General features: G+C 42.1%; 25 protein-coding genes and 4 pseudogenes. All 29 read left to right on the top strand.

Annotated elements, in window-relative coordinates; translation table 11 throughout:
• The first annotated feature begins 17 nt into the window (after positions 1-17).
• The 29 genes and pseudogenes from MKY42_RS23855 (at position 18) to MKY42_RS23715 (ending at position 26,511) form a co-directional block, all read left to right on the top strand.
• Complete coding sequence (locus tag MKY42_RS23855; protein ID WP_339845150.1) at positions 18-2,669, top strand: molecular chaperone; 2,652 nt, start codon at positions 18-20, stop codon at positions 2,667-2,669.
• A 31-nt stretch (positions 2,670-2,700) separates the two neighbouring features.
• The gene (locus MKY42_RS23850; protein WP_090903656.1) at positions 2,701-3,471 is read left to right on the top strand and encodes a DNA and RNA helicase; all 771 of its coding nucleotides are present in this window, start codon (positions 2,701-2,703) and stop codon (positions 3,469-3,471) included.
• A gap of 31 nt (positions 3,472-3,502) precedes the next feature.
• Positions 3,503-4,138 (top strand): hypothetical protein, encoded by a 636-nt coding sequence (locus tag MKY42_RS23845; protein ID WP_179263638.1) that lies wholly within the window; start codon positions 3,503-3,505, stop codon positions 4,136-4,138.
• Positions 4,139-4,159: 21 nt separating this feature from the next.
• Positions 4,160-5,575 carry a phage baseplate assembly protein V gene (locus MKY42_RS23840; protein ID WP_179263640.1) on the top strand — a complete coding sequence of 472 codons (1,416 nt, stop codon included), beginning with the start codon at positions 4,160-4,162 and terminating at the stop codon, positions 5,573-5,575.
• Between the two features lie 36 nt (positions 5,576-5,611).
• Positions 5,612-6,718: a pentapeptide repeat-containing protein gene (locus tag MKY42_RS23835; protein ID WP_179263642.1), complete on the top strand. Its 1,107-nt coding sequence runs from the start codon at positions 5,612-5,614 to the stop codon at positions 6,716-6,718.
• Positions 6,718-7,233: a hypothetical protein gene (locus tag MKY42_RS23830; protein ID WP_179263644.1), complete on the top strand. Its 516-nt coding sequence runs from the start codon at positions 6,718-6,720 to the stop codon at positions 7,231-7,233. The genes MKY42_RS23835 and MKY42_RS23830 overlap by 1 nt, the downstream gene beginning before the upstream one ends.
• 15 nt (positions 7,234-7,248) lie before the next feature.
• On the top strand, positions 7,249-7,683 hold the full coding sequence (locus tag MKY42_RS23825; protein WP_179263646.1) for a DUF4280 domain-containing protein: 435 nt from the start codon (positions 7,249-7,251) through the stop codon (positions 7,681-7,683).
• A gap of 2 nt (positions 7,684-7,685) precedes the next feature.
• Positions 7,686-10,838: a hypothetical protein gene (locus MKY42_RS23820; RefSeq protein WP_179263648.1), complete on the top strand. Its 3,153-nt coding sequence runs from the start codon at positions 7,686-7,688 to the stop codon at positions 10,836-10,838.
• A gap of 35 nt (positions 10,839-10,873) precedes the next feature.
• Positions 10,874-11,254 carry a hypothetical protein gene (locus MKY42_RS23815; RefSeq protein WP_179263651.1) on the top strand — a complete coding sequence of 127 codons (381 nt, stop codon included), beginning with the start codon at positions 10,874-10,876 and terminating at the stop codon, positions 11,252-11,254.
• A 561-nt stretch (positions 11,255-11,815) separates the two neighbouring features.
• Positions 11,816-12,589: a replication initiation factor family protein gene (locus MKY42_RS23810; RefSeq protein ID WP_179263653.1), complete on the top strand. Its 774-nt coding sequence runs from the start codon at positions 11,816-11,818 to the stop codon at positions 12,587-12,589.
• A gap of 36 nt (positions 12,590-12,625) precedes the next feature.
• A pseudogene (locus tag MKY42_RS23805) lies at positions 12,626-13,397 on the top strand (recombinase family protein).
• Between the two features lie 339 nt (positions 13,398-13,736).
• Positions 13,737-14,009: an HNH endonuclease gene (locus tag MKY42_RS23800; protein WP_257031919.1), complete on the top strand. Its 273-nt coding sequence runs from the start codon at positions 13,737-13,739 to the stop codon at positions 14,007-14,009.
• Positions 14,010-14,011: 2 nt separating this feature from the next.
• Positions 14,012-14,449, top strand: a complete 438-nt coding sequence (locus tag MKY42_RS23795) for an SMI1/KNR4 family protein (protein WP_179263655.1) — start codon at positions 14,012-14,014, stop codon at positions 14,447-14,449.
• Positions 14,450-14,982: 533 nt separating this feature from the next.
• Positions 14,983-15,288 (top strand): hypothetical protein, encoded by a 306-nt coding sequence (locus MKY42_RS23790; RefSeq protein ID WP_179263657.1) that lies wholly within the window; start codon positions 14,983-14,985, stop codon positions 15,286-15,288.
• 354 nt (positions 15,289-15,642) lie between these two features.
• Positions 15,643-16,113: a hypothetical protein gene (locus tag MKY42_RS23785; RefSeq protein WP_339845138.1), complete on the top strand. Its 471-nt coding sequence runs from the start codon at positions 15,643-15,645 to the stop codon at positions 16,111-16,113.
• A 26-nt stretch (positions 16,114-16,139) separates the two neighbouring features.
• Positions 16,140-16,559: an HNH endonuclease gene (locus tag MKY42_RS23780; RefSeq protein WP_179263661.1), complete on the top strand. Its 420-nt coding sequence runs from the start codon at positions 16,140-16,142 to the stop codon at positions 16,557-16,559.
• A gap of 2 nt (positions 16,560-16,561) precedes the next feature.
• Positions 16,562-16,990 carry an SMI1/KNR4 family protein gene (locus MKY42_RS23775; RefSeq protein WP_179263663.1) on the top strand — a complete coding sequence of 143 codons (429 nt, stop codon included), beginning with the start codon at positions 16,562-16,564 and terminating at the stop codon, positions 16,988-16,990.
• Between the two features lie 904 nt (positions 16,991-17,894).
• The gene (locus tag MKY42_RS23770) at positions 17,895-18,302 is read left to right on the top strand and encodes an HNH endonuclease (RefSeq protein WP_339853055.1); all 408 of its coding nucleotides are present in this window, start codon (positions 17,895-17,897) and stop codon (positions 18,300-18,302) included.
• Positions 18,263-18,703: an SMI1/KNR4 family protein gene (locus MKY42_RS23765; protein WP_179263665.1), complete on the top strand. Its 441-nt coding sequence runs from the start codon at positions 18,263-18,265 to the stop codon at positions 18,701-18,703. Before MKY42_RS23770 ends, MKY42_RS23765 begins: the two co-directional genes overlap by 40 nt.
• Positions 18,704-18,780: 77 nt before the next feature.
• Positions 18,781-19,083 (top strand): annotated as a pseudogene (locus MKY42_RS23760) (HNH endonuclease); the annotation flags it as partial.
• 75 nt (positions 19,084-19,158) lie between these two features.
• Positions 19,159-19,625: pseudogene (locus MKY42_RS23755) on the top strand (DUF2004 domain-containing protein).
• A gap of 190 nt (positions 19,626-19,815) precedes the next feature.
• A complete protein-coding gene (locus MKY42_RS23750; RefSeq protein ID WP_179263670.1) occupies positions 19,816-20,244 on the top strand; it encodes a hypothetical protein in 429 nt (142 codons plus the stop codon).
• A complete protein-coding gene (locus MKY42_RS23745; protein WP_179263672.1) occupies positions 20,226-20,885 on the top strand; it encodes a hypothetical protein in 660 nt (219 codons plus the stop codon). The genes MKY42_RS23750 and MKY42_RS23745 overlap by 19 nt, the downstream gene beginning before the upstream one ends.
• Positions 20,821-21,627 (top strand): hypothetical protein, encoded by an 807-nt coding sequence (locus MKY42_RS23740; protein WP_179263674.1) that lies wholly within the window; start codon positions 20,821-20,823, stop codon positions 21,625-21,627. The genes MKY42_RS23745 and MKY42_RS23740 overlap by 65 nt, the downstream gene beginning before the upstream one ends.
• A gap of 18 nt (positions 21,628-21,645) precedes the next feature.
• Complete coding sequence (locus tag MKY42_RS23735; RefSeq protein WP_179263676.1) at positions 21,646-22,149, top strand: hypothetical protein; 504 nt, start codon at positions 21,646-21,648, stop codon at positions 22,147-22,149.
• A gap of 559 nt (positions 22,150-22,708) precedes the next feature.
• Positions 22,709-23,664: pseudogene (locus MKY42_RS23730) on the top strand (hypothetical protein).
• A 17-nt stretch (positions 23,665-23,681) separates the two neighbouring features.
• Positions 23,682-24,137, top strand: a complete 456-nt coding sequence (locus MKY42_RS23725; protein ID WP_179263678.1) for a hypothetical protein — start codon at positions 23,682-23,684, stop codon at positions 24,135-24,137.
• Between the two features lie 658 nt (positions 24,138-24,795).
• Positions 24,796-25,896: a hypothetical protein gene (locus tag MKY42_RS23720; RefSeq protein WP_179263680.1), complete on the top strand. Its 1,101-nt coding sequence runs from the start codon at positions 24,796-24,798 to the stop codon at positions 25,894-25,896.
• Positions 25,897-25,908: 12 nt separating this feature from the next.
• The gene (locus MKY42_RS23715; protein ID WP_179263682.1) at positions 25,909-26,511 is read left to right on the top strand and encodes a pentapeptide repeat-containing protein; all 603 of its coding nucleotides are present in this window, start codon (positions 25,909-25,911) and stop codon (positions 26,509-26,511) included.
• Positions 26,512-26,858: the final 347 nt, after the last annotated feature.

Below are 26,858 nucleotides of genomic sequence, written 5' to 3'. Positions count from 1 at the left end.
GTAAGGAGGAAGTATAGATGAACGGCTATTCATACCGATTGTATCCTGACGCCACCAGCAGGGAACGTTCCAGAGGGACCATGCGTTATACGCGCGAAGAATTGATGGACATGACCACATTTCAATTACGGAACATCTGTTACAAGGAACGGTTGATTGAGGGATTGGGGCCTCGGACGGAGCGGGAAGAACTAATTCGGATTATTTTAAAATTTTTGGGAGCGGACGATGTATTGTGGATTGATCAGTCTGTGGAAGGCGGATTCGAGCGTATACAGAAGGCCATTTCTCGTCATATGACGGCTCCCATGAGCAGTGATGGAGGCATTAGTGTGCCTGCGCGACTGATTCTATACGAAGGATTGAACGTGGACAAGCTGGATCGTTATGTGGTCACCGCACCGGGTGGATTAACCGAATCCAACGTACTTTTAGTCAATGAGAGCATGGAGCTGTGTGGTATCTTCAACCTGGTTAAGGACGAATCCGTAACGGGAACCTTTTATTTGACAGCAGGAAGTGGGTCGACCTGGAAGAGATCGGGAAACAGACAGTACAGTCTTCTCTTTTTCCGTAAACGCGACTCGGAATATTTATATCAGACCTATTATGCCAGCGGACCGCTTCCACCGGTTCATATTCAATATACTCAAATCCCACTGGCCGATCTGGACATCCGGGAACTTGAACCGACAGAAGCAGTGCTTGCGATTGATTTTGGCACCTCCAATACGACGGCAGGCGCCTATTTGCATAACGGTTATATTCAGGCTCCGAGCAGCCAGGATTTGCTGAATGGACGAGTGCGTATGGATGCCATCAACTACGTTTCTTTTCCCGATCCTTCATACAAAGATACGGACTGGATTGAAGTCCTGCCTACGGCCATCGGTGTGGCTGAGTGCTCGGATCCAGCGAACATTCGTTACGAGTTCGGCTATGAAGCGCTGCGAAGCATGCGTCGGGGAGGATACAGCAGCCGGGCGAGTGTCTTCCGCAGCATGAAGCGTTGGGTAAACAATTACAACAAAATGGAAGAAATCGTCGATGTTCATGGGAATGCAGCTATGGTTTCTCGTATGGATCTGCTGCGTGCGTACATGAATTACATCATCCGAACGGCAGAACATCAGTTCAAGTGCAAATTTCGCCATGTGCATTTTACCAGTCCCGTGAAGATGAAAACACAGTTTTTGCAGATGTTTGGAGAGATGCTTCCCGATTATCGGATTGAGCAGACGTATGCGCTGGATGAAGGAATGGCTGTGCTCTATAACACCCTTGCAGACGGGATGGAACGCGGTGCTTTTATGGAAGGGCAGACGTATCATGCACTCGTGATTGATTGTGGCGGTGGAACGACGGATTTGTCATCCTGTGCGTTTACGATCGAGGACGGTCATATGGCGTATAAACTGGACATCCATACCACTTACGAAAATGGGGATACCAACTTCGGAGGTCACAATATTACCTACCGTATCATGCAATTCATGAAAATCGTGTTTGCCGACTACTACAGCGGACGTCGTCAGGTGACGGATATTGATAGCCTGATCGAGGCACCCGGTGCGGATGTGTTCCGTCAGGTGGACGAAGAGGGTGTGAAGTCCGTTTATCAGAAGCTGGAGCAGCGATATGAGGAGGCAGAACACATCATCCCTACTGCGTTTGCGCGTAGAGAGAATCGTTCACGGGATGAGTATTTGCGGGTAAGAGGCAACTTCTACTTTCTGTGGGAAATCGCAGAAGAGATGAAGCAGCAATTTTTCCGCAAAACCGGCATCCTACGAAACCGATTCCACTCGGAGATGGAGGGCGACGGGGATAGTGATTTGCAGATCACCACCATGGAGCGTTGGTTCCTCTCGGTAGAACGGAATGGTGAGCTGAAGGATGAGTATGAGTTTCCCGATGTGGTGTTCAATATCAAGGAAATTACCCAGCTGATTAAAGCTGATATCTATGAGGTGGTCCGTAAGTTTTTGGATGATTTCTATCGGCAGGGGCGGATGAGCCAGTACTCAATTATCAAGTTGACAGGTCAGTCCTGCCGCATTGATGTATTTCGGGAAGCGCTGAAAGAGTTTGTTCCAGGCAGAAGCATTGAGTTCCGGCAAAAACCTGCGGAAGGGCGTGTGCCTGATCTCAAACTTGCCTGCCTTCGAGGGGCAATCCGTTATCTGAGTGCACGCAAAACAGGAAGCGTTCAAGCCGACATCACGCATGATGCCGCTGTAATTCCGTATACCGTAAGTGCCTACACGCATAATGGACATGAAAAAATGCTGATCAACAGTCTGGACCGGAGTAATGGCATTCCTGGCAGCATTTCTCGTCCATTCGAGACGGCAGAAGTGGAGTTATATTTGAGTGGAAGCGATGGTCAATTAAGACAGAAATTTGTATATGCCAACCGTCCGGATTTCTATAAAGAGGTGCTCTACGAAAATATCCGGGATCAGTACGGAGATAAGATTCCACAGGATGATACGGATTCCATCGTGAATGGAGAGACGAAGTTTTTTGTTTTTCCGGATGACCGCCATTGGGGTTTTCATGTATTACCGGTTGCCCGCATGAATGAACGATTGTATCTGGGGCCGCAGAAGCTGCTTCCGTTTGAAACGGACTTGTCGGAACTGGACTTCTTTGACGGAATGAAGTAAGGACGACGAGCAGAAGGGAGGGACAGTGCTCATGTTCACATATTCATATCCGCATTTTAACAAGGGAAGAATTCTGAAAACATCCATGTTGGAGGGACTACGTGATTTCCCCAGAGACTACATCGAGCTGTATTATCGTGGTTATGCAGACGGCATCCTTGCAGGTGCAGAGGTGGAAGTGTTCCCGGACAAGTTGGTCGTCTCCCCTGGAATGGTGCTGCATAAAGGAAGGCTTTATATGCTGACAGAGCCTATGGAACTGGTATATCAAGCTACCGGCCGAGTCAATGTGCTCAAACTTCGATTTGCAGCGGATGAAACGGGGAGTGACATGACTACAAGTCATTCGGAACTGGTGTTGGATGAAGAGACAACATGTGCATCGGGTGAATTGGAACTAGCTCGATTCAAGCTGAAGGAAGGGGCCCGGCTGCGCCGAGACTACCAGACCTTTGCCGATTTGGCGACGGAGTTCAACACGCTGCATGTCATTCATACCCCTTATGCAGCCGAGGAAGCAAGCACCTTATCCCCTGTTGTCATGAAGGATTATGCCGAGAGATTGCTTCGAACGGGGACCTCTGATCCCCAGGATCTGGTCTTCGCCATGATGTGTCTCAATGAAGGAACGGTTGCGCGTAGCGTCATTTTGCATCACATTGCCAGTCGATTGGGGCTGGAGTACAGAAAATACGATAATGCGCAGATTCATCGATATCTGGATCGCATCTTGGCGAATGCAGGCCGGGGGACGGGGCGCTCACACCCGGTAGGTGGACCACATCGAATGATTGTGGATTGATTCAGCACAAGGAAAGGAAGTTGTTTTTCATATGGAATATCTTGATCGCAAAGTAATTCCCATATTATATAACCATCGTGAAAATGAAGAGAATGGTCAGAACAGTGAAGTAGAAGAGACGGTTAAATTAGCACATACATCCCAGGCTATTAATTCAGCAGAGCTGCCAGCGAGGCTCCGTATTGGAAAGGAAAGCGTATTTCTAAAACGAACTGAGCTGTACGATAGTAGGGTAGCCATATCCCTTCCACGTTCATTGCGTTTAATTTCAGAGAAGGAAGCGAGCATGAAGTATCCTTCGTCTCATCGGCCGGAATGGATATATACCAATGATTCAGGGACAGTCAATTTTACGTTTAACAGACTGGAGCATCGAATTTCGGAAGAGGAACTTACTTCCTTTACCGAAACGATGGCCAATGTCATTCGTGGAACGCAGCCTATCAGACAATGGGAGAAACATGGCGTTCGAATTACTGAAACGGGACAGTTCACGGGCTACTGTCAGTTTTCCGCTCAGGGGTTGAATAATCAGATATATAACCATATCGGTTTTTCGATTTTAGACCAGTCCGTTCTTGTTTACGGATTTAATTGCACGGATGAAGAAAAGCGCGATTGGCTGGAGCCTGGCGAGACGATTCTAAATTCACTTGCGATCCATTGAAGTTGAAAGGAGATGGGCAACATGAGTCTGACTTATGAGAATCTGCTTATTGAACCATATGAACTGCTGCATTTGCAAGAACTTACGATCCGCAAAAAGATGAATGAGCACACTCGGCTCGTGTTTAAGGGTATGGTGTCCGAAGAATGGAAAGATCGCTATGTCGATGTAACGGACCGTGATACTTCCATTGAAGTATGGCAAAAAGATGAGGATGGAAACAAAAGTCCGTTGTTCAAAGGCATTCCGTTATCTGTTGAAGTGCAGGTTGTGAGAGGTGTATATACGCTCCAAGTGGAGGCTATCTCGCATACATACCGGATGGATATTACAAAAAGGACGCGAACGTTTCAAAATGTCAAAATGACGTTGCCCGATTTGCTAAAGGAACTGGATCAGCATTATCCGGGACTTGATGTAATTGATGAGGGAACAGGCGGGGCCAAGATCGCTAAGGTTGCTGTGCAATATCAAGAAACGGATTGGGCATTTCTCAGGAGACTTGCTTCTCGCTTTCACACGAGCTTAATGCCGGCCGCTCAGTTTGACAGCCCCAAATTTTATTTTGGCGTCTTTGAGCACGGAAACTCAATCGATCTGGACAATACACGTTATACAATCCGCAAAAACATGGCACCATTCATGTACTTTAACGAAAACGATACGTTAAAGGTCAACGAATCAGATTTCATTATATACGAAATCGAGACAGATCAGGTGATGGAGCTTGGACATCATATTACCTTCCGAGGCAGAAGCCTATATGTGACTGAGGCATATACCGAGCTTGTGGGAGGAATAGTGAAGCACCAATATGTACTTAGCCTTCATAGAGGACTAAGACAAAAGACATATTACAATTCGATAATTGCCGGAAGCTCATTACTTGGTCGCATCCTTTCAGTGCATGGTGGTCATGTAAGAGTTCAGCTGGACTGTGATGAAAAACAGGAGGAAGAGGAAGCGTTGTGGCTGTTGTATCAGTCGCCATACATCGCAGAGGGGCAGACAGGTTGGTATGTCATGCCTGAAGTGGGTGATCCGGTGGCCGTATATTTTCCTACGCAAAACGAAGAAGAGGCCTATGCGACAGGAGCACCCCGTCTGGATAACAAGGTAACTGGAACGAACCAATTAAACAAACCGGATCATAAAATTTTCCGTACGCCTTATGGCAAAGAAATCAGACTGACCCCAGATTCCATCTCCATTAGCAGCAAAGAGGGCGAGGTGTTCATTCGTCTCAGCGGGGACGAGGGCATTCAGATCATAGGAAGCCAGCAGGTTCGGATGTCTGCTGGGGGCAATATCTCGCTCAAAGCCGGGAAGAAAATAACGTTATCTGCCGATTCGCAATTGTTACTGGAAGGCGGGGGAGGGACATTCAAATTGGATGGACAAGCAAAAATGAGTGGATCAGAAGTGAAAGCCAACTAGTATAGGGTGACGTATGGGCAGGAGGGATAATTTCCAATGGATCGCAAGGAATCTATATTACATTTTTATACCCATCAGGTAAAACCTGCGCGGGCCAAACTTATGGATGATTTGCAGTATACGCTGCATACAAGGTATACGGAATTGACAGCTGAGTTCCTAAGTCATTTCAGGTTGATGGTTCAGGAAGTCAGCGACGCCCAAAAGCGTGGGGCGAAAAGGCCGATCGCTTACATTCAATATTCTATGTTGCGAACAGAACTTCTTGGAGGGGCGATGAATGTCCTGGTCGAAGCGTATGATGCTTTGTGGTTGCTGGATCGAACACCCATCCGTTCATTCTATTCTTCCCACTGGGCCTATGAGTGTCTTGAACGGATGCTCAATGGATTAAGAGAAGAACTTCCTCACTATCAAGGAACCGTTACAGCAGTAGAACTGGACCGAATCATGTTACAGGAAGCGGCGTTGGTGAATCGGTATCTTGTGCATTTTATACGCCATAGCTGTCGTGCGCTGGAGGACTTCGAATGGAACTCCCTTATGGATCTGGAACAGATATTCGAAGTACGTGTAGGAGAATACTTGGATGCCAGTGAGTGCGTATTTCGTCTTGATCGAAGGAATAGGAGCATTGAGGAGATTGGTGAAGCATTGGAAGAAAGTGATGGTTTGGAGGTCATGTACGCGCACTTTCAGGGACTGGATATGAGCGAAATGGAATGCAGCGATCTGGATTTTCGTTACAGCCGTTTTGATCGTATCGATCTGCATTCTACCGATTTTCAACGCTGTATCTTGATAGGGGCACGTTGGCGCAATTGTAGTCTGGAGGATACTGATTTCACTGGAAGTATTTTATATGGGGCAGATTTCAGCGGCTGTTCTCTGGAAAGAGCTGTTTTCAGGGAGGTAATCGGGGAGACGGGACATCCGGAAGGACTCGCTCAGGGGCCAGGGTACGATGCGCTTAACTTCGAAAATGCAAACCTTTCAGGTGCTGACTTCCGAGGGGCACGCCTCCGTGGAGCCAAGTTCCGTGGAGCCAATCTGACCGATACGTTATGGGAGGGTGCTGATGTGGAGGGTGCAATTTTTGACGATGCCGAGAGGAGGCGAGGGTTATCCGATACTTTCGCCTAATGGCCGATCCCAGATGGACACACCGCGTAGAGACTGAGCCTGTTGGTGAACTGCAACGCAGGACCTGGAATCAGGCTTTTCATGATTCAGGCAGTGAGCATACAGCCATTAACTTTTATGTGCGAAGCGGATTCCATGTCGATTATACGGATTATTTGGAACAGCCGGTTCCCTTGGTTTCAGATCAATTGCTTGAAACACTTATTTTGTATTGTCCTCAGCTCAAGCGAAGGGCTACCGTATTAACGGACAAGGAGCGAATGACCCAAGAGACGTATTGGGCCATTCATCCTCCTGCACTGGCAAACGTATTATCTCCTCATACTCGTCGGCGCATGGATGGAAGTCTGGAGCGGATCGTACTGAAGCGAGATTTCCCGGAGGTACCCCTGTTCCAATTGATGGAGCTGCGCGAAACCGTGATCATAGTCAATCTGGCGTTGTCGGAGAGCATTCTGCGGCGAGATGTCGCAGGAGTACAATTCATTCCGTTGGACTTGGAACAAACGAATTAGAAAGGAGAGGTTATGATGGCGCAAAGTCAAGATCAGGATGCCCAGATTCATACGGCTGGAGAAGCCTCTAAAAGCTATGTCGTTGCAGGAGCAATACTTAAATGCGATTGCGGGACGCAGCGTACACGATTGAAGATACCATTCAGTCATGGCGTGTATATCAAGGGGAAGGCGAAGATGACTGTCGAGGATTATGTTCCAGGTATTCATATTGGATCATTCGGTAACTGTTCCAATCCAGCTAATCCAGCAGTAGCGGCAAGCACGATGGTTGACATCTATGGGGTTAAGAAAGCGCCTTGCGTTCCCGTGCTGACCATGCCTTGGCTTCATGGAAAGGGAGATACCAAGGTGGAAGGGAAAGCTGCACTGCTCAGTCACTGTACGCACAAGTGTCTATATGGCGGAGATATCGTCATAGAAAATGACGGACAGCAATTGGACTTTTGACGATGAATGAAATTACGGAGAAGAAACTCGACCAGATCGGTTATGAGCAAATTCGTTTATATTGGCCTTATCGTGCACAGTGGCTGGAGGGCGTACAAATTACCCGCCAGGTGAACGAGCATGCGAAGCTCTATGTCAGCGGCATTCTTCCGGAAGAGGATGGACCTGAAATTCTTCAGGTTCAGGCTGATGGTGAATCAATCGTACTCAGACAAGTCGATAAAAATGGTAGATCAGTGAGAAGACTCTTCCATGGCGTAATGATCTCGCTCTCGGTTCATTTGTCGGGAGGGGTCTATCGATTCGAACTTGAAGCTTTGTCCAACTCCTATCAAATGGATATGCGAATTGAGGAACGAGCCTTTCAAAACAGAGGGTGGACGTTCAAAGAACTCATTCAATTCATTATGAATTCTTACCGCTATTCGGATGTCATGGATCAGGTTACCGGAAATACCTCATTGAGCGGACTTGTATTACAATATAAAGAGACCGATTGGATGTTCCTACGCAGACTTGCCTCGCGATTCGGTACAGTGCTGATCCCCGAAATCACAGCGGCATCACCCAAATTGTATATCGGTTTGCCCGCAGGTAAGTTGTGGAAATGGCCAGAAGACCAACCTTATCAGGTTCGTAAGGAGCTGACAGGAATCGACTGGCACGGCTCCGGAACGGAAGATCGATATATCATTCAGGGCCCCAAGGGATCGCAAGGCGTATTGCAATATACGGTGGAAAGTGTCGAGACTTATGCATTGGGAGACAAGGTCGAACTTCCGGATGGCAGAGAGTTGACCGTGGTGTATGCCCATTCGCGATTGGAATCCGGGCTGCTCATGACGACCTACCGCATGGTACTCGAAGACCACATTCATGTACCTAGATGCAATCTATCGGACCTCATTGGGTTATCGCTGTACGGCGAGGTGGTCCGCGTGATTCATGATCACATTCAGATCAAATTGCCCATGGACGAGGGCCCGATGACGCAAGGCTCCGCCTGCCCCTATCCGGTCGCGCCAGTTTATGCTGCGGAAGGGCATAGCGGATTATACATGATGCCGGAGATCGGGGATCAGGTGGAATTATATTTTCCAAGTAGTCTGGAATCCAGAGCGTACATTCGTCATTCCATCTCTGAGGGTAAACGTTCCACTAACGGAGGGACAGACCATAAAGTCTGGGGGCATCCTGCCGGGAGCTCTATCGGGATGTCGCCTGAGGAGGTTACACTGCAAGCCGGATCGGGGTTAACGATTACCTTGAATGATCAGGGGATCGTATTGAGTAGTCCAGGCAATCTGTCCATTCAAGGCAGCAATATCCTGCTTGCGGCCGGACAGATCGAAGCTACAGCACCAGAAGCGATTTGGCTGCTTGGCGGGGGTGGTAGCTTCATTTTGGATGGGGAGACCAACGTACGAGCAGGTCTATTGCAACAGGAGGGCAGCAACAAAGCGCCTGTTCATGTGGCGGATCTGCCTCCGGAGCCGGAGCCACCGCTGATGCCGATTGAGGAGTACGAAGCAGCTCAGGCCGCAGCAGCCGCAGAGGCTGCTGCAGTGACGCAGGCATCAACGACGAACCCGAAAGATGGATCGTTGGCTGGAGCAGCGTTGGCCATCACTGCTATGATTCCGATCCTGGGAGCTCTAGGGGGTATTGCTGCCCAGACAGCCATCGGCGTAGGCATTGCTGCCGTTGCCACGGGTCTCATCGCGAGCGTGCCGAAGATAGGCTCCTTCAAGCCTTCGGCTCTGAATTTGCTGGACCGATTTACGAATGGGTTTGCTGAACTGCAACAGCAGGAGAACGAAGCGAAGCGGACACTGTTTGGTAAAGTGTTGACCGCTGCCAAAGAATTGTCTACCGCGACTTCACTGACGGATTTCATGAAGAAGTTGCATCAACAGAGCACGGAATACAGCAAGGCGTATTATGAGACACCAAGTCATATTCGGGAGAAATGGGCGAAAGAATATGCATATCAACAAACGGATCAGGAACTGAAAGATTCGCTGGATTTTTTCAAGAAAGTGATGAAAAACCCGGAGCAGTATGATGTCCTTTTCGTAAATCCTTATTTTGCAAATATTACCTTCGACATAGGCAGGCCTCATATCACGGTAGAGGAACTGGGCAGTTATGACTATTGGGAGACTCAAGAGCTAAGTCTCGAAGAAAAGAAGTTTTTATCCTGGAGAATCAAACGTACGACGATGAGCAATGAAGAATTAGCTGAACTACTTGATGGATATAACCAACAAGACGCCATGCAAAAAGGGATGGATACGCAATTTGGTATGAATCGCAGAGGAGGTTCAGCAGGTGGCTCTGCAGGCCTCGGACGGCCCATCCCGCAGGCAAAAGGAACAATGTCGCCCAAAACTAGCAACAATGCATTTAAGACTATGATGCCCAAAGTGAAGAGTTTTTTCAAAAAACAATGGGAAAAAAGCCAGATGATGCATGCTGTTTCTGGCGGAGGAAGTCATTGGAGCAATAATAAGACGAACAAAACGGGTGAGGCTGCTTCGGGGAATGGCAAGTCAGCAAACAGTGAAACAGGATCGACCTCCAAACCTGTAGGGAACCCGTCGAAACCGAAACAAAATTCGGATAGTACACCTTCTTCGAAAACGAATGAAGGAAATTCAACGACAACGTCGAAACCAAGCACGACACCAAAGACCAATCCAGAAAAAAAAGAAACACCGAATGAAGTGAATACGTGGAAGCCATCTCCATCTAAGAAAAAGGACGACGTTAAACCGCAAGCCGATACGAAACCGCCTAAATCATCCGAACCGGAGAAACCAGAGGAGAATACAAACAAACCGAAGGATAATCCGGAAGGCACTGAGGGGACGGGAAATGCTTCTTCTACTCGTTCACAAGGTGAGCCATATGAAAATCATACAACTGTACAGAAGACTGATACGGCGAGAAATTTGCCAACGACTGGTAAACCGAATTCCTCAGTAGACTTTTATGATGAGAACGGTACACTGACGCAGAGAAGATATTACGACGAAAACGGGCGAGCTATAGAAGACATTGATTATGAACACTCAAATGGAGACAATAGCCATGAATTCCCTCATAGACATACTTGGGATTGGACTAGTGGTTCTCCAAAAAGAAGCAAATAATACATCTCATTTTATGATAGGGGGTTTGAGGGAAAATGCTAAATATTCATGACAATGAAATTGTTTCCTATGAAGTTGATTTTCGTAAATCTAGAATTACAATTCAAACATTAGATGGTAACGAAGATTCAGTTACCACCAATATCGAGTTTAGTGATGTCCTGGCTCATATGTTTGAAACACAACTACAGGGAAGTATTATTTTTGATATTAGCACATTTGAAGTAAGCCGATTTCTCAAAAATAACAAGGAACTGTTGGAGAAACAGAAGAACTACGGGTGGCCAATGCATTATGAAAAAGCAGAGGATTTGCTTGAACATTTACAAAATGAAAAGTACAACTATTACGTGATTTCAGCTTCGTATGGTCTTAATGGGTGGGTAATCGCTAAAGGATATAAAGTTTATAATTAATGGTGATGTTTAACTTGGCCTTGGGGGCGGCAAATCCTCAAGGCCTTTCTTTATACCCCTACCCAGTGCCGAATGAACCCATCATTCAACCAATAACACTTCTAACCCATGTAATACCCGTATAAAGATTTCTTCATTTCGGTTGTACGCACATCAAATGCTTTAATTTTATAACCTAAATAACGCTATTCCGTTACGTTGAACAGGTTGATTATGGTTAGATACCATCATAATTGATCTGTTTTTTGTTATCTTCGTTTTCTTACCTTTTTTTCAAATTTATTTGCAACTGTAGAATATGCCGCCCCGATAGGGAGGATGAAATAACAGTAAATCGCATCTTTTCGGATAGATACCGCCACTATTAAGAGTAGGACGGCTAAAACGAAGTTGTTTTCATATCGTCCGCAACTTAATTGTACCTTTCAACGATTGTTACAGCGAAGAAAGAACTCTGCTGACGAGCAGTTAACATATAACAGGCAGGGAACGTATAAGGCTAGCCGCCTGCCCTCTAATTAAGCCCGAAATTCATGAAAAAATTCGGGGAGGGGGCGGAACATGAATGGGGAAACGGTATCCATAGACCGTATAGTTATTGACTTTACAGACGTGTACTGGGACTTCTTCAATGAGTTCCATAAACGAATCTGTCACTATTGCGGGGTCAGGATGACGGTGGGGGAAAGAGGATTTCAATACCGTATCAGAATCAACACTGGAGAACAGTTTCTACATATCTCCTATAAGTTGGTATTTGCTCCGAAAACTCGTAAGAACACGCTCAGGATAGAAGTCTATTCGAAGTCGCTTGTTTACTTCCGTCATTGGCTCGAACAAATCCGAGAGTACGCCGATCAGGTCTTGTTTGTACGGTGTGATGTAGCTTTTGACATTCCTGTTCGCATAAGTGATCTGTTCACGATGTCTACGAAGGGTCGTAAGCTACGTCTGTTCAAAGGCACTCGCTATTACAACGGCAAGCATCAGCGTCAGGAGGATGGTTATTGTCGGGTGTATGACAAGAAACGTCAGTTGTTGGAGACAGGGCGGGAGAAAATCAGAGGGGAACGAACGAGAATGGAAATTGTTTATGCCTCGAAGGAGAAGATATCGCTTGCTACACTCGTTCAGTATCCGCCGCAGTTTAACAGCAAGTATCTATGTGCAGTTTTGACGGACTTGTCCAAGTTTAGTCCGAAGGTGGGGCGGCTTGTGAAGGAGATTCAGCAAGGAGAACTTCTACCGCAAGACACAACTCCTTACTACCGTAAGCAACTCTCTTTGAGTTTTACGACAACGGGCAATTTGACACCAACTTCCGAACAGACTTGATTACCTCTATTATATGATTTCCTAACCCCGAACGGAATGAATGTCATCGGTTATGTCGTATCGACGCAAGGACAAGCCAAAGGCGGCTACAGCTTATCTTACCAATATGATGAAATCCGTTCGTATTGTGAAGGGCAAGGATGGAACTTACTGCATGTTCACGGATGAGGGTATCAGTGGGGCGAAGGTAGATGAGGATACGCTTGAGGTTGATAGAATCGGCTTTCAAGACATGTTAACCGCTCTGTCTACTCAATCTATAGATGCGGTAGTCGTACTCAATACAAGCCGTCTCTGGCGGTCTGACATTGTGAAGGTTTTAGTGCATAGAGAGTTCAAAAAGCATGACGTTGATGTCAAGAGCATCGAACAGCCAACCTACTCTATCTACAAGAAAGACCCGTCAGACTTCTTGATTAACGGATTGATGGAACTGCTTGACGCATACCAACGGCTTGAAATCTCGATGAAGTTAAGTCGAGGACGCAACAAGAAGGCACAGCAAGGCGGCTACGCAGGAGGTCGGGTGGCGTTCGGCTACAAAGCGAAGAAAGGTCAGAAGGCAATCGAAATTAATCTCGATGAAGCTACCGCTGTACAGCGATTGTTTGAACTCAAGGAGTTATTTCCTGACTGGTCATTATCTCAATTAGCGTATCAAATGAAGGATGACGGCTTTACGACACAACAGGGCAAGAAGTTTACAAAGGTACAGATTAAACGCATCCTTGATCGCCGACCGTTGTACGAAGGTACTTATTTCTATGGTGGCATTGAAGCCAATGGGCTTCATCAAGCCATTATATAGGCGGTGGCGGCATGGAGCAGATGGAAATCTACAATGGCTACGTTGAACAAGAAGACAGCTATTACAAGAAACTCGAAACATTGGAACAATGCCAAATAAACTTCCAAAGGCTTATTCCGACTTGAAATACGAGTAGGAATGAGCTTTTTTTACTTACCCACTATTAAAGGAGGACGAAACGAATGACTAAGTGTGAACAGGTAGTAACAGACAAATTGAAAAATTAGTAAATTGTATAAAAATTAGAGGCGGATCAGGACCTGAAAAGTTCGCTGGATTATTTCAACAAAGTGATGAAAAACCCGGAGGAATACAATATTCTTTTTGTAGGTCCCCATTTTGCGAATATCACCTTCGATATTGGCAGGCCCAGTAAAAATAGAGTATGCACAGCCTAAAAATTATCCGAAAGATTATGAGGCGGCAAATAAAGAGGCAGGGCTTAGTAAAACATCTAATCCATCTGTACCTGAAAAAAATAAGCCGCCACAAGGGTACACATGGCACCATATGGAAGATGGAAAAACAATGGTACTAGATGAAAAAGATGTACACGACGAATTTAAGCATATGGGCGGGCAGTACAATGTAAATGGAACAGGAGGAGATTAAAATTGGAAATTAAAGGAAGTAATGAGGTTTTAACAGAATCTAGACTTCAAGACTTTGAAAGAATAAACGGAGTTCAACTTCCCCAACAATATCGAGAATTTTTATTGAAATACAATGGGGGATATCCTAAACCCTATTACTTTACTATCTCTAAAGAGCAAGGCATTGGTATGGTAAATATTTTCTATGGTATTGGTGAAATGTACGATAATTTAGACAAAAAAGTTGATATATTTGATGATATATTAGACGCAGGATTTATTCCGATTGCAGATGATTCTGGTGGTAATCAGATTTGCTTAGGTCTTACTGAAAAGCATTTTGGAGATGTTTATTTTTGGATTCATGATGAAGACCCTGAAGATTTAGGCAATATGTATTTCCTTGCTAAGGATTTTGGGGGGTTTTTAGAAAAGCTACACGATGAGATAGAAGAATAGTTGGATTATTAAGGGTTGTAACACAGTTAATTTTTGTTGTGTGGGGCTACCCCAGTGTCGAATGAACGCATCATTAAACCGATAACACATATAACTCATGAAATACCCGTATAAAGAATTCTTCATATCTGTTGTACGCTCATAAAATGCTTTAATTTTATAACCTAAATGACGCTATTCCGTTACATTGAACAGGTCGATTATGGTCAGATACCACCATAATTGATCTGTTTTTTTTGTTATGTTCGTTTTCTCATAGGATTTTCAAAATGTTATGCAACTTTAGCATACGCCGCACCGATAGATAATTGTCTAAACCATCGCACCCTCTTGGATGGATAGATCGACTATTCATATTGTCAGGACTTATCTGTAAATTGTATGCAACAATCTGGCTATTTGCCGTGATAGTTACTGTGCAAGTCAATAAACCTGGTGACGACCAGTTTGACATAGAACAGTAAGGAGTGACGTTTCGGGAAATCGGGTTTTCTGTCACCTAAGAAAATTCTTTCAGAGAGGACGTAGTTCCAATGCCAGAGAGTATTCAAGAAAGATTGATTGAATGGGCGGTAGATATGGAATGGCATAACTTTAACGTTCAATTCCAACGAAATCAATACTACATTCCATATCCTCATATGCTTCGAAAATGCTACGGCTTAAGCATGAATGATCGGGGTGTATTGTTTGATATTATGAGTCATTTAGGAGAAAACGATGAAGCTTTTCCTTCTACAGAAACAATATTTTGTAATTTAGCATCGCATCATGTTGATCGTATCCACCCTATAGTTCAACCAAAGGCAGAGTTTTTTCTTCATAATAACAATCACTGAAAGGTTCAGTTAAGTTAGGGATGGCATGTAAACCCTTGGTTTTAGCCGATACTCTTAATTGCAGCGGTATTTATCCAAACAATGATATTTATTTCCATTCCATCCTTCCTATCGGGGCGGATTATTCTACAGTTCCGAGTAAATTTAAAAAACGCAAGAAAACAAAGATAACAAAAAACAGGTCAATTACGGTAGTATCTGACCATAATTAACCGTTTGATGTAACGGAATACTCAAATTAATTTTAAGAACAAGAGAGGTTCGGCAGGTGGTCTTGTAGGCCCGGTCCGGTCTATCCCGCAGGCAAGTGGAACAACGCCGCCCAAAGTGAGCACGAGGCCGTCTTCGCCCATAGTGCCCAAAGTGAAGAGCTTTGTGAAAAAGTATTGGGAAGAAAGTCAGAAGATGCGAATCGTATCTGGTGGAGGAAGTCATTGGAGCAATAATAAGACGAGCAAAACAGGTGAGACGGCTTCGGGGAATGGAAAGACAGCAAACAGTGGGGGAGGATCAACCTCTAAGCCTGTAGAGAACCCGCCGAAGTCGAAAACAAGTTCGGGTAGTTCATCTTCTTCGAAAAAGAATGAAGGAAATTCAACGACAACGTCGAAACCAAGCACGACACCAAAGACGAAACCAGAAAAAAATGAAACGCCTAATGAAGTGAATACCTGGAAGCCGCCAACGAAGAAAAAGGACGAAGGTAAACCGCAAGCCGATACTAAACCGCCTAAATCATCCGAACCGGAGAATCGCAGGAGAATACAAATAAACCGAAGGATAAACTGGAAGGTACTGAGGGAACGGGGAAAGGTAAGAAGTTAGAACTGTCGGATTTTAGTAAAGAAATAATGGAACCTAAACCGATGAATTCACCTGTTCCACAAAAATGGTATAATAAGGGTGGTTACATCTCAATAGATAAGAATGGAACTTGGACATATACTAATAAGAAAGGGCAGTCTGTGAGTTATCCAGATGGCTACCCCGACTTTTCAGAGTATTATCATCCTACTGTTAAACCAGTAACAATTGAAGTAACTGTGCCTAAAAATCCACAAGAAGACTTTAAAAAAGCAAATATAGAAGCAAAGCTTAATAAGGATTCTGATCCACCTGTGCCAGCAAGTAATAAACCTCCTGAGGGTTATACATGGCATCATCATGAAGATGGAAAGACGATGATCCTTGTCGATGAAGATATTCATAGGGAGTTTAGACATATCGGTGGCCAGTCTACAGTCAATGGAAAAAATAAAAAAGGAGAATAGTTATGGCGAATATAGATCGAGGAAACGAGAAAATAACTATAAATGATATTAATGAATTTGAAGGTAAGTATGATCTTAAGCTTCCTGAGCAGTATGTTGATTTTTTGCTTAAATTTAATGGCGGGTATCCTCAAGTATCTACATTTAAAATTTCTGATGAAGAGGGTGAAAGTGTTGTAAATAAATTTTATGGGATCGGTGATATGAAGGGGAATCTGTCTAAGGTATTTGAGGTTTTAGATGGTGAGCTGCCTGAGGGGTTTATTTCGATTGCTAGTGATCCAGGGGGGAACGAGATTTGTATTGGAACTAGTGAGAAATACTTTGGAAAAGTATACCTTTGGATGCATGACATGGAGTCAAATAAAGAAATGGATAATATGTTCTTATTAAATAACAGTTTTAATGATTTTTTTGATAATTTATATTAAAGGCTAGCATTGGCTGTAATAAGACACTTAGTATGAACTTATTTACAAGCCCAACAACAAAATCGTACAACACAACCAACAAACCAAATACAAAATGATTCAAACACTTGATAAACTTTCAAAAGCTCTTTCCCACTAGGACCTTTAGTAGGAATGAGCTTTTTCGCATGGCGAAAATACAATAGCTTGATCATAAATCGCTGGTTGATCTCGATATGCCATTGTGGTAATTATTCTCCATTCCAGATTATAAGCAAGTTGAATTTCTCTAATTTTATGTTATGGAGGCTACTTTTTAGTTACATTAAATAGGTTGATTATGGTCAGGTATACCGTAATTGACCTGTTTTTTGTTTCTTAGTTTTCTTGCGTTTCAAATTTATCACAACTGTAGATGAGCTTGATTTTGCATATTACGTAGTAAACACAACAGGAATAGACAAAAAAGAGTTTTATGCACATAGTAGTTTGAATGGAGATAAGAAGGCAAAAGACTATGCTGTTTTCTCGTTAAACCACCTAAACCCAAATATGAGGCCACTCTTGCACCTGATAGGGGTGGAAATATAAGAAAAAGAGATAACACTTTTTTCGAAAACGAATGAATCTAATGCAACGAGAACACCGAAAAGAAGCATGACATCGAAGACGAATCCAAAAAAAATGCTACTCATGGAATAAATATCTGCCAAATATGGAGGGTAATTCTGAAGCGATACAAAACCACCCAAGCCACCAAAACCAAAGGTAGAATAGGATACAAACAATCCGAAGGAAAAAACGGAAGGCACTGAGGAGACGGGTAAAGGTAAGAAGTTAGAACTGTCGGATTTGACATAAGAATTAATGGAAACGAAGCCAATGAATTTCCTGTCCCTAAAAATGGTAGGATAAAGGTGGACATATTTCAATTGATGGGAATGGAACATGGACATATACTAACAAAAATGGAATATCGGTTAGTTATCCTAATGGCTGTCCTGACTTTTCAGCATTTTACCATCTAACTATTAAACCAGCAGTAACAATAGAAATTACTATTCCTAAAAACCCTCAGGCGGACTCCAAGAAGGCGAACTTAGAAGCAGGACTAAATAAGGATTCTGATTCACCAGTTACTGAACTAAATCAACCTCCAACTGGGTACACTTGGCATCATCATGAAGATGGAAAGACAATGGTTCTTGTTCAGAAGGATATCCATAGGGACTTTAGACACATAGGTGGTCAGTCTACAGTTAACGGAAAAAATGATTATAAAGGAGAATTACCATGGCAACGGTTTATAACACAAATAAAAAAATTAAATTAAAAAATATTGAGGAATTTGAAGCAAAATATGCTGTCTTGCTTCCGGTTCAATATCGCGATTTTTTGCTTGAGTATAACGGTGGTAATGTAAAGCCAAATGTTTTCAAAATTTCAGATGATGAAGGAGAGACTGCTCTCAACACACTTTATGGGTTAGATATCAATGAATCCTACGATGAGTTATCAAGTGTGTTTGACTCATTATATGGCGAAATCCCAAACGAATTTATATCTATAGGTGATGATTCTGGAGGAAATCAAATTTGTCTGGGAACTAGCGAAGAGTATGCGGGGAAAATATATATTTTCCTTCATGATATAGAACCTACTGAGAAGATGAGCAATATGTTTCTTATATCTGATTCTTTTGATAGCTTTTTAGATAATTTATATGAAGTTTAATCTTTAGAAAATGACGGATGCAGAAAAGCTAATTTCAACTTGAATTATAAGTCGAAATTGGCTTTTTCATTTGTCTGATCCCTGATCTTTGACCAGTAGCTAAAGAAGAAGTGCAAATTGAGTATATGTTAGGTGGAAAAGGCACATACGGAGGAGCAACGAAAAGAGCTAATTTTGCTCAATCAGATCAAAGGTTAGCTGAACAACTTAATAATTCTCCTGAAATAGCACGTCAATTTGGTATGGATTCTGGCAAAATTGCTGCTAAAGATATAAAGATTTATCGAGATAAAAATAAACTAACATGGCACGAATTAAATGATGTTAAAACAATGCAGCTAGTACCAACAAAGATAAATAGTACTTTTGGGCATCTTTGAGGTGTGGGAGAAATAAATGCAGGAGCGTTTGAACCTGGGGGATTTTCTAATAAACGATAAAGAGGAGATTACACAATGATAAAAAATGATCCTGTTTTTGGAGTGCTCGAATATAACTATGGTTGGACTAGGAAGACTATGTTTCAATTATTCGGAGAAGAACTTGAAATTACATTGATGATTGATGGCGATGAAGATGGAAGATTTGATGAAAAACAATATACGGCATATCAATCATTAATACAAGATTGGAAACAAGTGCAGTATAACTTATTACAACCTATTTTAGATTATTACAGAAAAAAAGGATTGAATTGGGTTATGATGTTGCGTTTAATGGGAATTATCCATTAGTTGAAACAACAGCTCAACTGATGAAGATGATTACTTTAGAGGGGATTGTTGTTCCGTATGGAGACATTAATGAAGAACGTGACATTGGAGTTCTTTTTAGTTGTACATGGGATTCAGAGAATGGTTTAGGGGTGCGTTTATTAAATGAAGAAATAGCTGATGTAGGATACCAAGATGTTGCAATTTGATACCAGGCTAATTAAATCGTATAGCACAACCATATCCAACGAACCCAATATTAAATGATTCAAACATTTGATTAATATTCAAAAGCTCTTTCCCATTTGAATTATGAGTTGGAGAGAGCTTTTTGCGTGTCGAAATAACTAATGGCTGCTTGGTGGAGGTGGCAGCTTCATTCTGGACGAGGAGGCCAATGTGCGAGCTGGCCTGCTGCAACAGGAGGGCAGCAACAAAGCGCCTGTTCATGTGGCGGATCTGCCACCAGAGCCAGAGCCACCGCTGATGCCGATTGAGGAGTACGAAGCGGCTCAGGCCGCAGCAGCCGCAGAAGCTGCTGGAGTGACGCAGGCATCAACGACGAACCCGAAAGATGGATCGTTGGCTGGAGCTGCATTGGCCATCACTGCTATGATTCCGATCCTGGGGGCGCTAGGGGGTATTGCTGCCCAGACAGCCATCGGCGTAGGCATTGCTGCCGTTGCCACGGGTCTCATCGCGAGCGTGCCGAAGATAGGCTCTTTCAAGCCTTCAGGGCTGAATTTGCTGGAACGACTCATGAATGGTTTTGCTGAAATGCAAAGCAGGAGAACGAAGCGAAATGGGCGATGCTTGGTAAAATGCTGACGGCCGCCAAAGAGCTGACTACATCGACTTCGGTGACCGATTTCTTTAAGAAGTTGGAACAACAGAACAAGGAGATTAGTCTTGCTTATGAGCAGATTCCGAGTTACTTCCGTGAGAAGTGGGCGCGTGAAAAAGTCCAATGTGACCTGCAGAAGTCGCTGGAATTTTTCGAGAGTGTGGAGAAAGACGATGTTCAACATCAAACCTTCTTTTCCCCTTACTACCAAGAAATTTCATGGGCATTAGACAGGGCGGGCATATATCATAATATTACCGTCGAGGAGGTAAAAGATTATAATTTTTGGTTGCGTCAGGACCTGACATTGGAACAAATGGAATATGTAACTCAATTGATTTACAATCCGATTAGCGATGAGAAATTCGTAGAGATGATCTACGATCATGAGATGCATCGCGATTTAATAGAGAACGGAACGATGATTGGCGGTAATCTAAGGGTAAGAACGCCAGACATTGAAGGAAAGGTCATGCAAGTTGTTGGTAACGGATTTAAAAAAGCAGCGACATTTGCGAAGAAGAAATGGACAGACGGCCAGAAAATGAGGATTGTTTCTGGTGGAGGAAGCGATTGGAGCGGGGATAAGTCGAAAAAAAACGGGACAAGCAAGTTCTGGTGGTAAAATAGAAGGTGAACCTGAAACTAAACCTAACCAAACGGGTAGTGATCAGAAGCCACCAAAACAGAAACCAGGAAGTACCGAAACTAAGACGAATCCGGAAAAAAATGCGACTCCAAATGAAGTGAATTCATGGAAGAAATCTCTGCCAAATAAGGTTGAGGGTAATCCTGAAGCGGACACTAAACCACCCAAGCCACCAAAACCAGAGGGAGAACAGGATACAAACAAACCGAAGGAAAATACGGAAGGCACTGCGGGGACGGGAACGGCTAATATACTAAAAAATGTTACTGAAACAGAGAACAATATTAAAAATTTACCGTTAGAACATGGTCAATTTTTTGATAAACACGGAAATTTACTAGGAGATATAATTATTGGTACTGAAAGTGCTATAAATCTTAACCCTTATAGGCATTTAGGTAAGGTTGCAATATTTACTCATAATCATCCCAAAAATGGGTCATTTAGTATACAAGATATGGAAACTGCTGTGGATTTCAATATGGCAGAAATGAGGGCAGTAACTCCGAATGGGAAGATCTATATTATGAAGAGAGGAACTGAGGGGTGGAAAGTTGACGGAAAACATATGGAATTTGTTTATCAATTCGTACAGACCGAGTTGAAAGCGGACCCCACATTCAACAATCTATACAAAGCAGGAATGATAGATAAGGCAATGGATATATATTTTCAAAGAATAGCAGAACGAATAGGCGGAATTTATAATCGCTATTAATAAGGAAGGGTGACAGACATGAATAAGAGTTATCTTTACACCAAGCCAAGTATTATAGGAGTGTTAGAATCAAGAGACGAATTTGATAGTATAGGTTCCTGGTTTGATGATAACACCCCAGAGTTGCTTAGAAAAAAAATTTATGAGAGCCCTTTAGATGAGATGATTATAGAATTAGTGGAGATATTTAGAGAAGGAAATCCAAATTACAAAAAGTTAGCAGTTTTATTTGGTTTTGTTGAAATTGAAGAGGGGGAGCAAGAAGAAAGAATAATATGGAAATTACAAAAAATTGAACGGAAAGATGATGATTTGACTAAAGTTGTAATGCACATTGATGCAAAACATTTAATTATTCAAGATTTATATTTATATGTTAATGAGTTACCTGTTCTACAAAAATTAAAAGAAAAATTAAATGTTCAATTTAAGGATATAACTTTACAAAAAATAAATAATGCGTTTGTAATTATAGAAAAAGAATGTGATATAAGTATTGTTAAAGATACTGATAAGATATAGAGAAGAGTTTTTGTTGAACTTATTTTAAGAGTATAATACATCTTTAAAGTAAGACCTTATAATAACAATTAATAATCATACACGTAAATACTTGATAAAAAAACGTCTAAACTTTCAAGACTCATCCAACTTAATCAACAAAAGGGGGATGAGTCTTCTTTTAATAGAATACGAGTTACTCAGGTATAGAGAGAATATGATTCTTTACAGGGGTATGGAATTTAGTGCGACATATAATCAGGCTCCGAGCTAATTTGGGATAATTGAGTTGATCAACAAACATGCCGGCAGTTGAATGAAGCGCTAGAAGGTAAAACAGAATGATATCGAATATGAGATGTTTTTCGGCCCATTTTTAATGGCATTGCGAAAGATATCAGATGATTAGACCTCACCGCTGATGAGCTTGGAGACTATAACTACTGGTTGGGTCAGAACCTGACATTGGAACAGATGGAATATCTGACACAGTTAATTTACAATCCGATCAGCGATGAGAAATTCGTAGAGAAGTAAAAGATTGGAGTAAGGAAATCAAATAAAATTGAAGGAGAAAACAATGGTTAATTCAAAAAAATTGCAATTGGCCTACAAAAGGTATGTCAAAAATTTTGTTGATAGTAATGCTGTAAATGAATACGAAGAAGGTAAAAAAAGTTGAAATCGTCGATATTAATGATACAGAGAGTGATCATATCCTATTAATTGATATGGATAATATATCTTCCTTTTGGTTAGATGTCTGGAAAAATGACGTATTGATAAAAAACGGTCGAGATGTGAGTGCACTAAAAAAATTCAACAAACAAAATTTTATCAGTGCATGGGTAGGCATATTTATAAAGATCGTTATCCGAATATGAAATTGATTGATTATTCTTTGGAGTATAGCATCATTGCATTAGTTTCAATTTATACGGATGGGTAAAAGAGGAAAAGATATTTTTTGATTTTATAGTCAAATATCTTGGAGATAATTTAATGGAAGCAAATGATTGGAATCAACATATCTGGTTTTTAGTAGAGTTGTATCTACAACACACCAATCAAACAATAGAAGGAACTAATAAAAATGTTCACTTGACTGTGAAGTCCGCATTAGCAGATAAGGGGCAGCCGTGTGATTTGATTCCAGAAGAACTTGGAATATATAGAGAAGTATTGGAACAATGGCATACGCCTAATCTGAATGAAATTACGCGTTTGATTGGAAGAATGTCTGAACATCATTCCATGCTCGCTTCAGAGTTAGGAAAATCGCTTGAGTTTGGAAATTATGATTACGCTTTTTATCCTTATGAAATTTTGTATTTGCTTCATGTGAGAAAAAAACAAGGTCTGCCCAATCCAAGTCATTTTGATGATTTCCTGATGAACTCACCGGAGGCTAAAATGAACATTCATGATCCTGAACCGTATCCAGAGTGGGATCCCGTTCTACGAATGATTGATGACTTTTATCGCAAAAACTATCCCGAGTATATCCCGAACCACCATGGAGTTCTGTTTGGGTAGGAGAGGAGGAAGACTGCATGGCAGATAAAGATTTGGTGCCCTTAATTTTCGATGATGCAGAGGATATCGATATGATTTTGAACAATCCGGATGAATCACTGGTGTATTATAGTATGCTGAATCATGGCTTAGCGACCAAACGGTTTTTATTTCTGGACTACAAGGGAGAAGTGGATCAGGAAATCGTTAATTATGTTTTAGACTATGAGTACGCCTATGACATCGAATTGGGAACTGCAGATCAGTTAGAGGTGTTGGGAGAGTTTGACTACAAATATCTCCCTGAGAAAATTAGGGAGGTGAATAAGCTGATATCTCCAAAAGGATATGGTTTATTTTCTTATCCGACGGCAGGAGACTTCTATGTATTGTTTATTGCTGAACTTAAGCATGTGGGTGCGCTAACCCAGGTGGATTTATTAGAAGATGAAGATATTCCTGAAAGAGAGCGTCACATCCAGTTATACATTTAATTAAAATATAAGTAAGACAGGCTCCAGTTATATAACTGGAGCTCATTTGTTTTTAGGTTTTTATGAGGGGATCTTGTGTCTTGAGGTTCGAAACTTTGTTCATCCATATGATACATAAGAGTCTTTATGATTTTTTTCAGCGAGGTAAAATATGAAAAAATGGCTAAAAGATTTGCGAACTATATTGCATTGAGAGATACAATATTAAATGTTATAGATTATATGGATTGAAGTTTGGGAGCTAACCAGTGCTGAATGAACCCATCATTCAACTAATAACACATACGACCCATGTAATACCCGTATTAAGATTTAGGATTTCTCCATTTCGGTTGTACCACATCAACTGTTTTAATTTTATACCCTAAATAAAGCTATACCGTTGCATCAAACAGGTTGATTATGGACAGATACCACCATGATTAACCTGTTTTATTATAATGTTTGTTTTCTTACAGTTTTTTTGAAATCATTCACAACTGTGCCGTTACAGTTATGATACCAGGTGGACTGGTCGGAGCCACCATTGCCGCCACAGGGCTCATCGGGGCGCTTCTAAGCTGGGCTCCTTCAAGCCTTCAGTGCAGTTATGACTATTGGAAGGCTCAAGCTAAGCCTAGATGAAATGAAGTATCTGTCCTGGAGGCTCAAGGCTCCCATGAGCGAACAAGCCTTTGCTGAACTATGGGGTGAATACAATCAATATGATGCGACGCTAAAAGGCCTGGATACTCAAGTTAATTTTAAGAACAAGAGAGGTTCGGCAGGTGGCCTTGTAGGCCCGGTCCGGTCTATCCCGCAGGCAAGTAGAACAACGCCGCCCAAAGTGAGCACGAGCCCGTCTTCGCCCATAGTGCCCAAAGTGAAGAGCTTTGTGAAAAAGTATTGGGAAGAAAGTCAGAAGATGCGAATCGTGTCGGGTGGAGGAAGTCATTGGAGCAATAATAAGACGAACAAAACAGGTGAGACGGCTTCGGGGAATGGAAAGACAGCAAACAGTGGGGGAGGATCAACCTCTAAACCTGTAGAGAACCCGCCGAAGTCGAAAACAAGTTCGGGTAGTTCACCTTCTTCGAAAAAGAATGAAGGAAATTCAACGACAACGTCGAAATCAAGCACGACACCAAAGACGAATCCAGAAAAAAAAGAAACACCGAATGATGTGAATACGTGGAAGCCGCCAACGAAGAAAAAGGACGAAGGTAAACCGCAAGCCGATACGAAACCGCAGGAGAATCCCAAAACAACCAAACCGAAGGATGATTCGGAAGGCACTGAGGGGACGGGTAAAGGTAACAAACCTAACCTTTATGATAAGGATGGAAATTATACGGGCGGTAGAACTCAGAAGGAGTTGGAAGACTTAGCTCGAGATCCAGCAAGTAATGGGAAAATAGAACCTAAAAATATAAGGGAAAGGGAAGTTGGATTAGCAGTAGAAGAAAGAGGTCAATTAGGAAAGCTAATACGTGATCCTCAAGCAGAAAATGGAGCAGAGTTTAATGATACTTCTTCAGGTTTAAAGTGGGACGTGAAAAGCTTTGAATCATACCCAAGTGGTGACAATGGAGTTCCTATAACAAATCCCAAAAAGGGTGCCTTTACTATCAAACAAGGTATGAAAAAGCTGCAAAAAGAATTTGATAATGGGAACAATGTAATTATTGACACGAGAAAAATGGAGCCTAAGCATGTTGAACAACTCAAGAAAGCAATTGATGAAGAAGGAGTAACAGATAAAATAATATGGTATCCTTGAAGGGGTGGGAAAATGGAAGGAAATCTTAATAGGAAGTTTGATTTGCATAAAAAATGGGTTGAGACAATTGGTAAAGAAGGGGAAATGTTAAAGTTAGATGAAGTGGACTTAAGAAGTTTTGATTTATCCCATATATTGCTTGAACAAGCATATTTAATAGAGTGTACTTTTGATGATCTCAAACTGGAAAATATCGATTTTCACACATCATTATTAGCCTCGTCATCATTTAAAAATGCATATTTAGATAAATGTGATTTTTATAAATCAGATCTAAGATATACAAATTTTTCCGGTTGCGTCGTTAAAAACAGTAGATTTAGTAAAGGTGATTGTTGGGAAGCAATATTTAGAAATGCATATTTAGTAGATTGTAATTTGAATAATGTATCGTTTTACTTAACAGATTTTAGTTGGGCAATACTGGAAAATATAGATATAAGTGTAGCGACGTTTGAAGAAACTTTATTAAGCGGAGTGACTTTGAAAAATATTAAAGGTATAGAAGAAGCTCATATTAAAAGTATTAATATTGGTACGTTGGATAAACCATTTTTGTTGAAATCAGATGAAGCAAAGAAATGGATGTTAGAAAAATGTGAAGTAGGTGGCTAAGAGGATTGGTTGCCAGTGCCGAGTGGAATGGGTAGCAATGCTCAATCTGACTTACCACTTATGAGCCCCATCTAAAGTTTTACTAAATATGTTTGTATGCACTTCATATGTTTTAATTTTATAACCTAAATATCACTTTTCCGTTACATCAAACAGGTTAATTATGGTCAGATACCACCATGATTGACCTGTTTTGTTTTCTTCGCTTTCTTACTGATCATTAATGCGGTTGAATAATGCCATTAAGGTAAGATGCAAAGGTAATATACTATCTAGTTATGACAGTATAACAAGTAAAGAATTAGTTAACCTCACCCTTAAACGTATTACGAAAGAAGAACTGAGTA

The organism is Paenibacillus sp. FSL W7-1088 (genome assembly GCF_037969855.1).
In the GTDB taxonomy this organism is placed as follows: Bacteria; Bacillota; Bacilli; order Paenibacillales; family Paenibacillaceae; genus Paenibacillus.
This window is presented reverse-complemented; position numbering and strand designations above follow the sequence as displayed.

Bases quoted from the DNA above. Each gene is read 5' to 3' on its own strand.
- MKY42_RS23815 (WP_179263651.1), top strand. From the start codon at position 10,874: ATGCTAAATATTCATGACAATGAAATTGTTTCCTATGAAGTTGATTTT.
- MKY42_RS23765 (WP_179263665.1), top strand. From the start codon at position 18,263: ATGGCAACGGTTTATAACACAAATAAAAAAATTAAATTAAAAAATATT.
- MKY42_RS23820 (WP_179263648.1), top strand. From the start codon at position 7,686: ATGAATGAAATTACGGAGAAGAAACTCGACCAGATCGGTTATGAGCAA.
- MKY42_RS23745 (WP_179263672.1), top strand. From the start codon at position 20,226: ATGCTTGGTAAAATGCTGACGGCCGCCAAAGAGCTGACTACATCGACT.
- MKY42_RS23725 (WP_179263678.1), top strand. From the start codon at position 23,682: ATGGCAGATAAAGATTTGGTGCCCTTAATTTTCGATGATGCAGAGGAT.
- MKY42_RS23780 (WP_179263661.1), top strand. From the start codon at position 16,140: ATGGAACCTAAACCGATGAATTCACCTGTTCCACAAAAATGGTATAAT.
- MKY42_RS23830 (WP_179263644.1), top strand. From the start codon at position 6,718: ATGGCCGATCCCAGATGGACACACCGCGTAGAGACTGAGCCTGTTGGT.
- MKY42_RS23850 (WP_090903656.1), top strand. From the start codon at position 2,701: ATGTTCACATATTCATATCCGCATTTTAACAAGGGAAGAATTCTGAAA.
- MKY42_RS23715 (WP_179263682.1), top strand. From the start codon at position 25,909: ATGGAAGGAAATCTTAATAGGAAGTTTGATTTGCATAAAAAATGGGTT.
- MKY42_RS23720 (WP_179263680.1), top strand. From the start codon at position 24,796: ATGAGCGAACAAGCCTTTGCTGAACTATGGGGTGAATACAATCAATAT.
- MKY42_RS23790 (WP_179263657.1), top strand. From the start codon at position 14,983: ATGCCAGAGAGTATTCAAGAAAGATTGATTGAATGGGCGGTAGATATG.
- MKY42_RS23845 (WP_179263638.1), top strand. From the start codon at position 3,503: ATGGAATATCTTGATCGCAAAGTAATTCCCATATTATATAACCATCGT.
- MKY42_RS23840 (WP_179263640.1), top strand. From the start codon at position 4,160: ATGAGTCTGACTTATGAGAATCTGCTTATTGAACCATATGAACTGCTG.
- MKY42_RS23825 (WP_179263646.1), top strand. From the start codon at position 7,249: ATGGCGCAAAGTCAAGATCAGGATGCCCAGATTCATACGGCTGGAGAA.
- MKY42_RS23735 (WP_179263676.1), top strand. From the start codon at position 21,646: ATGAATAAGAGTTATCTTTACACCAAGCCAAGTATTATAGGAGTGTTA.
- MKY42_RS23855 (WP_339845150.1), top strand. From the start codon at position 18: ATGAACGGCTATTCATACCGATTGTATCCTGACGCCACCAGCAGGGAA.
- MKY42_RS23775 (WP_179263663.1), top strand. From the start codon at position 16,562: ATGGCGAATATAGATCGAGGAAACGAGAAAATAACTATAAATGATATT.
- MKY42_RS23835 (WP_179263642.1), top strand. From the start codon at position 5,612: ATGGATCGCAAGGAATCTATATTACATTTTTATACCCATCAGGTAAAA.
- MKY42_RS23810 (WP_179263653.1), top strand. From the start codon at position 11,816: ATGAATGGGGAAACGGTATCCATAGACCGTATAGTTATTGACTTTACA.